The sequence below is a fragment of the Paenibacillus sp. AR247 genome, assembly GCF_002968895.1.
Taxonomy (GTDB): domain Bacteria; phylum Bacillota; class Bacilli; order Paenibacillales; family Paenibacillaceae; genus Paenibacillus_AQ; species Paenibacillus_AQ favisporus.
On record NZ_PCZT01000009.1, the window covers coordinates 253,313 to 265,880 of the forward strand.

General features: G+C 45.9%; 12 protein-coding genes and 1 pseudogene. 10 read left to right on the forward strand and 3 right to left on the reverse strand.

Annotated features, from left to right (window positions below):
• The coding region (locus CPT76_RS09040; protein ID WP_258168229.1) for a glycoside hydrolase family 127 protein at positions 1-490 on the reverse strand (490 nt) is incomplete at its 3' end.
• A gap of 224 nt (positions 491-714) precedes the next feature.
• Between CPT76_RS09040 and CPT76_RS09045 the strand changes: the two genes are divergently transcribed.
• Positions 715-1,410: an AraC family ligand binding domain-containing protein gene (locus tag CPT76_RS09045; protein WP_258168230.1), complete on the forward strand. Its 696-nt coding sequence runs from the start codon at positions 715-717 to the stop codon at positions 1,408-1,410.
• A gap of 317 nt (positions 1,411-1,727) precedes the next feature.
• Here CPT76_RS09045 and CPT76_RS09050 read toward each other — a convergent pair whose 3' ends face one another.
• Complete coding sequence (locus tag CPT76_RS09050) at positions 1,728-2,495, reverse strand: MerR family transcriptional regulator (RefSeq protein WP_105442679.1); 768 nt, start codon at positions 2,493-2,495, stop codon at positions 1,728-1,730.
• A complete protein-coding gene (locus CPT76_RS09055; protein ID WP_105442680.1) occupies positions 2,470-3,396 on the reverse strand; it encodes a DUF2268 domain-containing putative Zn-dependent protease in 927 nt (308 codons plus the stop codon). The genes CPT76_RS09050 and CPT76_RS09055 overlap by 26 nt, the downstream gene beginning before the upstream one ends.
• Positions 3,397-3,593: 197 nt before the next feature.
• Here CPT76_RS09055 and CPT76_RS09060 point away from each other — a divergent pair, with 197 nt between their 5' ends.
• From CPT76_RS09060 to CPT76_RS09100, 9 genes and pseudogenes are all read left to right on the forward strand, one after another.
• Entirely contained in the window at positions 3,594-4,625 is a 1,032-nt protein-coding gene (locus CPT76_RS09060) for an aminoglycoside phosphotransferase family protein (protein WP_105442681.1), read from the forward strand.
• A 248-nt stretch (positions 4,626-4,873) separates the two neighbouring features.
• A complete protein-coding gene (locus CPT76_RS09065) occupies positions 4,874-5,323 on the forward strand; it encodes a nuclear transport factor 2 family protein (protein WP_105442682.1) in 450 nt (149 codons plus the stop codon).
• Positions 5,324-6,066: 743 nt separating this feature from the next.
• Positions 6,067-6,246, forward strand: coding sequence for a hypothetical protein (locus tag CPT76_RS09070; RefSeq protein ID WP_105442683.1), 180 nt, complete (start codon positions 6,067-6,069; stop codon positions 6,244-6,246).
• A 36-nt stretch (positions 6,247-6,282) separates the two neighbouring features.
• A pseudogene (locus CPT76_RS09075) lies at positions 6,283-6,576 on the forward strand (NAD(P)H-dependent oxidoreductase); the annotation flags it as partial.
• Positions 6,577-6,582: 6 nt separating this feature from the next.
• Positions 6,583-8,382 carry a DHA2 family efflux MFS transporter permease subunit gene (locus CPT76_RS09080; protein WP_105442685.1) on the forward strand — a complete coding sequence of 600 codons (1,800 nt, stop codon included), beginning with the start codon at positions 6,583-6,585 and terminating at the stop codon, positions 8,380-8,382.
• 41 nt (positions 8,383-8,423) lie between these two features.
• On the forward strand, positions 8,424-8,987 hold the full coding sequence (locus CPT76_RS09085) for an NAD(P)H-dependent oxidoreductase (RefSeq protein WP_105442686.1): 564 nt from the start codon (positions 8,424-8,426) through the stop codon (positions 8,985-8,987).
• A 238-nt stretch (positions 8,988-9,225) separates the two neighbouring features.
• The gene (locus CPT76_RS09090; RefSeq protein ID WP_258168231.1) at positions 9,226-9,717 is read left to right on the forward strand and encodes an NUDIX hydrolase; all 492 of its coding nucleotides are present in this window, start codon (positions 9,226-9,228) and stop codon (positions 9,715-9,717) included.
• Positions 9,718-10,396: 679 nt separating this feature from the next.
• Positions 10,397-10,846 carry a DUF1569 domain-containing protein gene (locus CPT76_RS09095; RefSeq protein ID WP_105442687.1) on the forward strand — a complete coding sequence of 150 codons (450 nt, stop codon included), beginning with the start codon at positions 10,397-10,399 and terminating at the stop codon, positions 10,844-10,846.
• Positions 10,847-11,236: 390 nt separating this feature from the next.
• A partial coding sequence (locus CPT76_RS09100) for a glycosyl hydrolase family 95 catalytic domain-containing protein (protein ID WP_483870040.1) occupies positions 11,237-12,568 on the forward strand: 1,332 nt, incomplete at its 3' end.

The window sequence follows — 12,568 nt, forward strand, 5'->3', positions numbered from 1 at the left end:
TGACTAGGTCATAAGCGGCTTGTATTCGGGTCGATTGATAAACGTCGATGAGTCCGGCGATGATCTTGTGCATGGTGTACCACGGCACCCAAGCCGGTATCCGATTTTCCACGTTATCGAACAGCGTTTCGGGAAATGCCGACAAATACCCGTTATGCAACTGGCAACCGGCCAATTCGGAAACAAGATACTCTAAATTAGCGAGGATCCTGTCGTTCCGGCTCTGGGCATAGGCCTGCGCGCATGCTGACAGATAGTGGCCCATGCTATGGCCGCGAATCTCTGTTTTTTCCCAGCCAGGGTAAGTCTCGGCTGTGGACGGCAGTCCCGCAACTTCCCGGAATCCGGCCATCAGGCGATTTGGATCGTAGCTTAATAAATAAGCGACCTCTTTTGTAAAGGCATTCACAAGATAATCTCCAGTCAGCACGACCTGTTTCAAACCAAAATCGTGTAATCTCATTTCCCCGATCGGTCCTTTCTGTACCAAGTTTCTCCTTCAGTGGAGAGTACATCAAGTGTACCTTTTCCTCACTTTTCGTTAAATAATAGAAGGTCGGTTTTTGTGTCAAAATGTCAGCAGTTTAAGCTTACATCTGCTTCAGCATGATTTTTAGATTTACTTGAAAATATCATGGATAAACCTCACCAAGTTTGGTATCTTTATTCATACGTTTAGTGTATAAAGGTTTGATCGCAAGGGAGAGAACGACGATGAATTATTTTCGCTTCCGGGTGGATGGCCCGGTGAAAATGGTGATGACCGGGAAATTTATGTCTCCGTCTCCGGAGTGGCAGCATATGAACCGGATCTTAATGGAGTATGAGTTGTTTATCCAGACTCGCGGTACGTTGTACATTTCATGCAATACGAAGAAATTTGCCTTGAGAGAAGGGGAATTCCTGCTGATGCCGCCTCGATCGCATCAATACGGCTATCAGGCGTCGGACTGCAGTTTTTACTGGCTGCATTTCTCGGCGCGCGGGGAAACGGAAAGCATCACTTCCGATGAACTTGAGCAAGTCTGTGATCCTGAGGTCATCGCGATTCCAGAGTACGGCACCTTGCGCAGCCCCAACAAACTGACCGTCATGCTCAAGCAATTGCAGGATTCCGTCAGGAGCTACCGAGAACCAAACTTGAACAATTACTTGACAACAGGTGTCTTGTGTGAGATTTACAATCAGATGTTTTTCGTTCAGAATCAACCCGCCAAACCGGAGAAGCAGCAGCTGTACAATGACATTGTGGATTACATCAGATGGTACAAGGAAGAAAATTTGAAGGTTGAACATCTGGCCAAGCATTTCGGGTATAACGCCAAATACTTGACAGGCTTGTTTTCTTCCATAGCGGGCATTTCCTTGAAGCAGTACATCATGCAGGAAAAGCGGCCAAGTTTCTGCTAACGGATACGAATCGGAAGATTACCGAAATCGCAACCAATTGGATTTCAAACAGCCATTCGTTCATGAAAGCATTCAGAAAAAACAGGTCTGACCCCATCGGAATACCGTAATGCTTACGCTACCCGCTTGCTTTATTATAAGTAGAAAAAATCCGATCCAGAGCCCTGATGGCTTACTCTATATCAGCAGCAGAGGCGAATTTTATAAAAGAAACCGCAAGATATGACATTGATGTCATGCATCCTGCGGTTTCCGTAGTGGACACATTTACTTGTCTGTTTTAGCATCCTCTGCGTCAAGGTACCGTCTTTCGATCATTAGGACATTGGAGAGTCGCTCAACCGATTGATATGGTACATGATTGCACGGTAAAGAAAATCTGCTAAATCTTCAGTACTATATTGATTAAAGTAGCTTGTGAATCGTGTATCGAATTTATAAGTATTGGCAATGCAAGCCAGTAACTCTGCATCACAAGGCATGAATTGCATTAATATTTTTTTCCACTCCTCGATTAAATGCTGCACTTCATCGGAGGAAGGATCCTGATGGATACAAGTCGCCATTTGTTTGAATATTTCCTCCATGGCTGAAAAACGTTCCTCTTTTTCTTCGGGTGAACATGCTTCCAACGTTTCATTATACGCTTGATACGCCTCTGTCTCACCATAAATGAATCTTGCCTCATTTGCATATTGTTCTCTCAATGGCAGAGCGGAAGTGCTGTTGAAGATTTCCAAATGGCTGATATCATTTCCCGACACATATTCTTCGAGAGCCGCCATGATCGTTTCCAGTCTTTGCTTTTTCGATAATAAGGTTTGTCCTTGCTTCTTTAATATTTGTTTCTGTTCTTGCTTAGTCAACTTTAAAATGTCGGCAATTTCTTTCAAGGAAAAATCCAATTCCTTTAAGAACAAAATCGTTTGTAGTTTTTCCAAACTGCTTCGATCGTATAGTCGGTACCCTTTTTCCGTAAGATGTGTCGGTTTAAATAAATGAATTCTATCGTAATAATGCAGGGTCCGAGCAGTAATGCCTGTAATCTGAACAATATCATTAACCGTTAATAATGGTTTCTTCATCCCAAAATCCTTCGACTTTATCTAGTATTTGAGCAGCGGGCGTTATGGTTGCCTCAAAGATCGTTTTTCCTGTTTTCCTTAAATAATATTGGATTAAATAATATCCACAAGCGTACCCGGCGCTATAAGGCATATTGACCGGTTTAAAGTTTTGAAGTTTGGCGATCTCGTCGCCGTAAAGATACGGGGCGATTTGATCAAACCCTGTTACGTGCAATTGCTCGCTAATCACAGGCTTAATGTGCCTGTTAAGTGTGTCTGCGTTTGTTTTCGTTACCCAAGGGCCGAGCCATTCTTCGCCAAACATGAACGCAGCATAGTTTTCAGCTAATCCTTCACTGACTATGAGCTCGCCTAAATTAACGGTGTGATCCCACTGGATAAATTGATAACGCACATTATGATTGCATTCGTGTGCCAGCGCAACCTTCATGCGAGGAATGGTGTAATCATTTGGCAAGAGCGTACCCCAGATAAACCCCGGGATGCCCCCAAAGCCGCTATATCCTTCGTTAATGGTTAGAGCACGGCTTTCCGGATTTCCTAACTGCAGGGTAAACAAATATTCGGATACTGGGAGGTGAATTCCATGCTCTGCAAATAGATCCAGGCTTTTCTTTACAGCATGCTCACACTCTAACCAAAAGGATTCGGACGAAATCTGCTCGATCTCTGCCAATATCTGAGGGGTAATCTGATCAGGGGATCGATGCATCATGCTATTAAACGTAATAACGTCAAACCCATTCGCTTCTTCAGCTCTAAAAGGGATCTGTTGAATTTGCCATTGTTTCATAAAGGGAGCCATCATTTCGTTTCTGAATAATTCGAGTTTGTCCTCAGGTAAAGCCTGGGCAACTTTTTGATAAATACGATCTGAGCGCAGTGTTTTTATATTCATTTCTCTCACCTCAGGTAATTTATAGTGAGAATTATGCACTATGACCTTACGTCATAGTCAAGTACATCGGATCAAAAATAAACCATTCAGGGGAAGTTTTTTTAAAATTACTTTTTCCCTTCATTTGTAAAGCATGACAACCTAAACTTGAAGTACGACAAAGTGTTACCATGTTAAAACGATTGGAGGACTTCATGATGAGCGAAATCAAAGCCGAAAGGCTGATGCAGGTTTTAAGCCAAATGCTTGGTACTGAAACTATCTGCGGCGATATCCAGACCAAACCTTTACATGGCGGTACAGTAGGTAATGTACAACTTGTAACGGGCATGGCCCAAACCACAGATGGCAGGGAAATCACCTATAACATCGTTGTAAAAACGCAGAAGAAATGGGAACGTTACAGGGATCCCGATTCATGGCGCAGAGAATATGATTTTTATAAGTCCAATTTTGGCGCCTTGTTTTCTGAATCATTCCGTTGGCCAGAATGTTATCACGTCGAAATGAACGAAGAAGAGAACGAAACACAGATATGGATGGAATATATCGACGGCATATCGGGTCTGGACTTGACCGGCGATATGTATGAACGTACAGCCGAGGAATTAGGACGGTTTCAGGGCAAGTTATATGCCGAACAGCCAGCTTTTTTACAAAATATGACCAATCTGAGCAGAGCGGAGTATATGAAGGATATCTATCTTCATTACCGGTCATGGAATCGAGTGTATGATTATATCCGTTCCGACGATTGCGGTATCCCGAAACATCTATGTAACATGCTCATCGACATAGATGAAAGCGCGGACGAAATATTCAGCCGTATTGAAAAGCTGCCCATCGTGCTGTGCCATAGGGATTTTTGGGTGACAAACATCATTGATTCAGACGGTAACATTATACTCATCGACTGGGATACCACGGGTTGGGGCTATTTAGGTGAAGATATGGCAAGCCTTATCGCGGATGAAGCCGATATTGAACACATGGTTGAATACTACCATAGATGTATCCCGGCGTATTACAAGGGCTTTTCGGAACAAGTGGATATTTCGCACATAACGGATAACTGCGTTTATGAGATGATTCTCCTTTTGTTCGGTTATAGGCTGGTAGAGTGGTATATGAACGCAGGATCGGGAGACAAACTCCAGGAAACGGATAATGAAGGAACGCTGCACATCCGTACCCTGCAAAAAATCTTTGAGATCAAAAATGAACAATAATCTCGCAACAAAGCGGGAGAATGACCGTCTATATGATACATAAAGGGGACATAACCTCTATAACCCGCCAAATTCACAGCCGAAGACGGATATGGCGGCGATCGTAACATTTGTTATTTTGTGAAAAGTTAGCTTCTATTTGCTGCACCTTTTTCAATTAGGCGAGGATATCACAGCAACAAATCGAAAGATCCTTTGTTCTATAATCGAGATGAAGCGGAGGTTAATATGAACGGAGGATAATATGAATGGATAATACATGGAGTGATAACAGCACAAAGGCAATGGAAATATTGGATCGAATGTTTTCAGCCGAAATGGAATTTATGCGCTCGGATGGAAATGACTTTAGCTCTATAAGATCTGCCTTTCACCCCGATATCGTTGTTCATGAGCCTGCATCCCTGCCTTATCCGGGCGATTGGTGTGGTTATGAAGAGCTTAGAAAACTCTTTAATACGGTGCATAATACTTGGAGTTCCATGAATGTTGAGAACATGGTTGCTACATTAGATGGTGACACCCTTTTTATGGGGGGGACTTTAGTGGCAAAGGCTAGACAATCTGAGAAAGAAGTTCAATCACCTTTCGCTCAAATCTTAAAAATTAAGGACGATTTAGTCATAGAAGCATTTCCTTATTATTTTGATACTTCTTTAATTAACGCAGCACTTGGCCATTCAGAAATTAATATATAAGCTTTAAGCTAACGGAGGACAATAGACCTTACAGCACAACAGCAGCCGGCAAATCTTAGGCTGCTTTTTTTGTTAATAAAAGGGCAGGATGGTTCTGATTGCTGGTGAATGGGAGTTGACATGCTGATTGAACAGCAGTCAAACTGACGGGTGCTTTGGTGCTGCCCAAGAATGCTGCGGGTACGAACAACTGTAGTCCTCTTTATCCATGTCGATGGAGCGATACCCAGGCACATGACAGTGTCAGGTTACATGGGATCATTTTGAAATTTCTCAAGAGTCTGCAGTAACCTTTTTGCATGGATTTTCCTGCTGAAAATGCTAACATTATAATGATCATTGGTGTTTTATTTTTTGGCAGATTAGAGATATTAATTCCGTTAAGGGAAATATTAGGATGAATGGAGAGGTGGAAGTACCTGTATAATATTATTAGACGACAAGAACATACACGCTGGGTAGCCGCGTAGATGCGGTTTTTTTTATAACTATAAAACCATTTAGAGTCTTACTTGAACGTGTCATCCTAAGGGTTCATTGCTCCGGTGATTAAGCCCTTATCATATCGATTGATACCCCATTAAAGTCTGATTTGTCCTATCCCGAAGGTGTAACCTGTACAATGGCGCTCCTTGTTGAACAGAACGTTCGTGACTACATTTACTACTATGAACTTATTGACATATCGATTGAATGGTTAGATAATAGTTCGCATGCGAAATATTTGCGAAGGGAGCTTAACGTTGCAAGAACAACGGATCCTGGAAATATTCCAAAGCTACCGTGAGGTCCATCAGGCGTTCTTCCAGTTGATGACCAAAGCGGCGAGCAAGCATAAACTCACTGCGCTGCAGCTGATCGTGCTGAGGGTGCTGCGGGAGCACCCCGAGATCCGCCTTTCGGACCTTGGCCGAAAAAGGTGAAACTCGGCAACAGCACGACCAGCGGCATCGTCTAATCACGTGAGTAAGGCAAACGTCAAAGATCTTGCCGATATGGATGCGATTATTTGGGGATGCCCCGGACACTTCGGCACGATTAGCTCCGGCTTAAAGGAGTGGATCGATAAGCTCGGGTATTTGTGGGCAAACGGGACGTTGGTTGATAAAATCGGCGCAGTATTTTGTACGACGGCAACCATTCATGGCGGGATCGAGGCGACCTTGCTAAACCTGGTTACACCGATGCTGCATCAAGGCATGATGGTTGTCGGCTTGCCGGCTAATATTCCGGAGAATGCACTGTACGGCGCTTAAGCCATGACCACTATGGTATCCAATCACTTGCGCAAGGGGCCGATCATGGCCTCCTTGCTCATCGCCGCGTTTGTGGCGCTGTTAAGCCAAACGGTGCTTAACGTCGCGCTACCGAAAATGATGGCGGATCTCAATGTAACGGAAAGCACGATCCAGTGGCTGTCTAACGGTTATATGCTGGTGAACGGTGTACTCGTGCCCGTCAGTGCCTTCCTGATTAACCGGTTTACAACCCGGAAATTGTTTCTGGTGGCCTCATCCATGTTTGCACTGGGCACGGTTGTCTGTGCGCTATCCGGCGATTTCAGCTGGCTGCTGGCCGGCCGTCTCGTGCAGGCTTGCGGTGCCGGCATTCTAATGCCGCTTATGACGGTCGTTACGCTGACCATCTTCCCGGTCGAGGAACGCGGTAAAGCAATGGGCCTGATGGGGGTCGCAATGATTTTCGCGCCGGCCATCGGACCAACGCTCTCCGGCTGGATCGTCGAGAATTATGACTGGCACGTGCTGTTCTACATCGTACTGCCGCTTGCGATCATCGCCGTGATTTTCGGCGCCTTCTCGATGAAGGACGTCATCAAGACGTCCCGTCCGAAGCTCGACGTCCTGAGTGTGATCCTGTCGACACTCGGCTTCGGCGGACTGCTGTACGGCTTCAGTGAAGCCGGTACGAAAGGCTGGGACTCGGAGGAAGTCATCATCTGCCTGGCCGTCGGCGCGGTCGCGCTCATCCTGTTCATTGTGCGCTCGATCATGGTGAAGAATCCGCTGCTCGAAATGCGCGTGTTCAAATATTCCATGTTCTCGCTCACGTCCCTGATTAACGCCATCATCACTATGGCGATGTTTTCCGGCATGATCCTGCTGCCAATCTTCTTACAGAACATCCGCCACTTTTCGCCGCTTGATTCCGGTCTCCTGCTGCTGCCGGGGGCCATTCTGATGGGTATCATGTCCCCGATCACGGGCATGGTATTCGACAAAATCGGCGCTCGCTGGCTGGCCGTCGCCGGTCTTATCATCACAACCATCACGACGTACGAGTTCAGCCATCTGGAAGCCGATTCATCATACAACCATATGATGCTCATTTATACGGCGCGGATGTTCGGGATGTCCATGCTGATGATGCCGATCCAGACAGCAGGCCTCAACCAGCTGCCGCGCCGCCTGAACGCGCACGGCTCGGCGATGTCCCAGACGCTCCGGAACGTATCAGGTGCGCTCGGAACCGCCTTGCTCGTCACGGTCATGACGAACAGAGCGGCCTCGCACGGGAAAGACCTCGTCATCGCAGGCCATATCAACCCGAAAGACGCGGCCAAGATGGCTGAGGTTACGCAGCAGGCGACCATTTACGGCATCAACCAGTCCTTCATCGTGGCCACCTGGCTGACTGTCGCTGCGCTTGTCCTGGCGTTCTTCATCCGCAAGGTGAAGCCGCAAGAGGATACGTTGCAGGTACCGGTTAAAGCGCCCGAGTCGAGTGAGTCGGCGGCCCAGTCTGCGCCAGCTGCAGCTGTAGCCCAACCGGTAGAGCAACCGGCACTCGCTGAGGTAGCGGCTCACGCGGACATGCAAAATAAGGATAGCGAATTCCGAAATGCCATTCGAGGGTTTCTAACCCCGTCTCAGCCTGAGAAAGACGAAGGGCAATTCACCGATAAAGAATACCGGAAGGCGCTGCTGAAACTGAAGGATACCACTAACCAGGAAGCAGAACCGGATAAAGAAATGTCCCCCGACCAAGCTTACCGGGAAACGCTCAAGAAATTGAACGGGCTCCTAAAGGAAAACAAATAAAGAAGCGCGTTTTAACAGCGATCAAGAGAGGAGATCAATCGATGAAAATCTATATTGTGTATGATAGTGAAGCGGGGCATACTGAACAGCTGGCCCGTTCCATTGCCAAAGGCGCTCAAAGCGTGGAAGGCACGGAGGTGTTCATCAATCACGTGAGTAAGGCAAACGTCAAAGATCTTGCCGATATGGATGCGATTATTTGGGGATGCCCCGGACACTTCGGCACGATTAGCTCCGGCTTAAAGGAGTGGATCGATAAGCTCGGGTATTTGTGGGCAAACGGGACGTTGGTTGATAAAATCGGCGCAGTATTTTGTACGACGGCAACCATTCATGGCGGGATCGAGGCGACCTTGCTAAACCTGGTTACACCGATGCTGCATCAAGGCATGATGGTTGTCGGCTTGCCGGCTAATATTCCGGAGAATGCACTGTACGGCAGTTATTATGGGGTCGGAGTGACATCCCCTGTCGAGGATACCCGCGATGACCTGATCCAATCGTTATTTACGAAGGGTCTCGGGCTGGGAGAAGCCCTAGGAAAACGTGTGGCCAATACAGCAAACACCATTGCGGCAGGCAAGAAACTGCTGAGCAACCCTTAAGTGAAGTAATGCAAGTACCCACTGAGGACATCCTCAGCGGACTTATATCAACAAGAGCGCAGTCCCATTGTTATGGACGGCGCTCTTCTTTTTGATTGAACAGGATCGTGCTGTTCGGATAATCTATCCATACTTGTATTCTACGGCTCAGATAAACATTAATCCTCGACAATGAACAATGTTAGGACGAAAATAAAATGGCAAGCATAAATACAGTTAGCTTTGGGGGAATGGTAGGGTGACTGATATCAATGACAATTTTCATCGGCATATGGGGGTCTATGGAATTTGTACAGCTGATAACTGTATATTAGTTATTCGAAAAGTTTTAGGTCCTTACACAGGGAAATATGATTTACCTGGTGGTCGATTAGAGAAGATGGAGTCTTTAGAGCAAGGGATCATAAGAGAACTCCGAGAAGAAACGGGATACACAGTTCGAAAGCTTAAAAATATTGGGGTTTGTGATTTTTCTGTGATGTGGACCGTACAAGATCATACAATAGAAAATTTACATCATATTGCCATTCTATATGAAGTTAATGTTGATTCAGAAGAGATCACTAATGCCATTGAATCGTTTGAAGGACAAGATTCAGAAGGGGCTATTTGGCTGGACTTTGATGAAGTCAATGGTAACAATTCATCGCCTTTGGTATTGCAGGCCATTAAATGGGTACGTACTGGGACTATTGCTGTTGCTGGTGGTTCATTTGATTATAGAATCTAAGTTTAACACGCAGTACATATTTACCAAAAATTCCATTCTTAAGAGAACTGGAGGAACCAGCAGCAGTCGCGGGCAGATTTTATCGTCCGCAGCTGTTACGAATTGGGGTTCTCAAGTTCCTTTCAAATAGCGTCAAAAGCCGGCTTTAGAACCGTTTCGGCCCAATGGTGGAAGCTGGGGGCGCGGTGTTTTCCGGCGTACGCTGAAGCGCGTTGAAGATCCCGTCCGCTCCGGCTATGTCCATGCGCAGTGATCACCAATCGACCGATTATGGTTAGAAATATTTATAATTTTCATTATTAATGACGGCTTACCAGGTTCTTGCTATATTTTGTCAGCCAATTGGATGCCATGAATCTGAAGAGGTATCTCGAAATTTACCAGACGGCGTATGATAGCCGCCGTAAATAAAAAACAGATCGAGTAACATGACCATCGATAAGGGGAAGTACCAAGGGTATATGAAGGTCGGTGAACAATAGCTCATTCATGACACGACGGCAGCCGGCCCAAATCATCGGCTGCCATCGTTACGTTATCAGGCAGTAGACGTTTGCATGCAAAGGTTGCTGCAATAGAATAGCAATCCCGAAGAAATCGAGTATGCGAATAAAGGTATAATAAGCTTTGTAACTGTCTAGCTATTCATTTGTCAGTCAATAAATTGAAGGAGTCTGTGATGAAAAACATCTTTTATCAAACGGACACTATGGAGATCTTGAGCCGAATAGACAAATTGAGTCCAAATTCACGCGCTCAATGGGGTAAGATGGATGTTGCCCAAATGCTAGCTCATTGCTCATCGTTCCATGACATTGCAATGGGCAAAACCTTTCCCCCAAGAGGTTGGTTAGGCATATTCATTGGAACGTTTGTGAAGCCAATGTTTTATAATGACAAGCCACCTGCCCGCAACATGTCCACGATTCCTACAATTATGATTGTAGAAGAAAAAGAATTTGAAACAGAAAAAATAAAATTAAAACAAAAAATTGTAACATTCCAAAGCAATGGCCCGGAAAAATGTACATCTCATCCACATCCCTTTTTTGGAAAGCTGACTCCTGAGCAATGGGGAAAAGGATTATACAAGCACCTGGACCATCACTTAAATCAATTTGGTGTTTAGTCATTAACAGAAGTATCAAGGTCTGCCAAGATAAAACCCTCACTTATCATGTTATGGTAGGTGAGGGTTTTGACGTGTTTAGATGATAGGATCCATGCGGCACATTCCGAGTAAGGCCAGAACGTAAGCTACGCCATCTTCTTCACAGTGCCGTGTCACCATGTGTACCCGTTCCTGCACGTAAGAGACTTTTAGGATCCTGATACAAAAACCAAAACTGCCAGTAAACCAGAAGATGTATAATGTATTGGATAAGTAAAACCACCTTGGATGAAGGTCGAGTCTTTTTGGTTGACCGTTCATGTAAGCGGATACATCATTGGATGATACACTTTAAGGCAGGTCTTAAAGGTTATAGGCAACTACCCAAAAATAGAGGAGGAAAAGCAAATGAGCACACGCATTCAAACCCATATCGATTGGCCTGCATTCCTGTCCCGTCACGATATGTTATGGCAAACCAAACCTATAAGCTGGGATGAAGGTGTTTTTATAGGCAACGGCCTGCTTGGAGCCATGATATATAGCGAGGAGCATCGGGATCAACGACATGTACTGAGATTCGTGCTTGGGCGGACAGACGTGACGGCTTCGCGCCAAGGAGGGGCTAAGGCGTTTCCTGTGCGGGTCCCTATTGGTGAGATCGCGTTGGAAATGGAGGGTTGGATCTATCAGCCTTGTGAGATTCGGCTTGATCTTTGGAATGCTGAAATGCGCGCGGTGATCCCTACGACGAAGGGAGAGATCAGATTAAGGGCATTGATCCATGCCCTATATCCGGTTCTGGCCATTGAACTTGATAGCGATGAAGGTGAGCAGAGGGCAGAAATGAGATGGTATTCCTATCCTGAGGTCGATCCCATTCTGAAGAATGCCGATGGAATCAACCTGAACCAATACATACCGGAGATCACTGTCGAACGGATGGAAGAGGGAGGGATTGGCGTCGGTGTTCAATCCTATGGCAAAGGTGAAGGCTGCACAACGGTTTGGAAGGTGCATAATTACGGAAGGGTAAAGGAACGAAAAGTGGAATGCGAAAACGACGTAAGGTATCGCCGTCTATGCCTGTTGACAGTGGTCAACGGAATATCAAGTGAAGACAGGGAAAATGCACGCCATGACCTTGAGAATGTGCCCAAGGAGGATTTGACTTCATGGATTTCCGAACATCGCCGCTGGTGGCATGACTACTATCCGGCAAGCTTCGTTTCTATTCCGGACACGCAGCTCGAAAGCTTTTACTGGATCCAAATGTACAAACTGGCCTCCGCAACAAGAAAAGACCTCCTTCCAATTGATAACCAGGGCCCGTGGATGACCTCAACGCCATGGCCGGGATTATGGTTTAATATGAACGTTCAGATGAGTTATTCACCGGTATATACCGCGAACCGTCTTGAGCTCGGACAATCCCTCATTGCTTCCCTGCGGCAGCATCAGGAGCAATTAATTCGTAACGTTGATGAATCTTTCCGCAGCGATTCGGCTGGCCTGGGGCGAAGCAGCAGCTATGATCTGAACAGCCCGGTTGAAGATGAGGTCGGAAATTTAACGTGGATCATGCATAACTGCTGGAGGCAGTACCGCTATTCGATGGACGAAACGTTGCTTCGTGATTTTGTTTATCCGCTTTTGCGGCGAAGCATCTGCCTCTATATGCATCTTCTGGAGGAAGGACCGGACGACAGACTCCATCTGCCACCCACGGTATCACCTGAA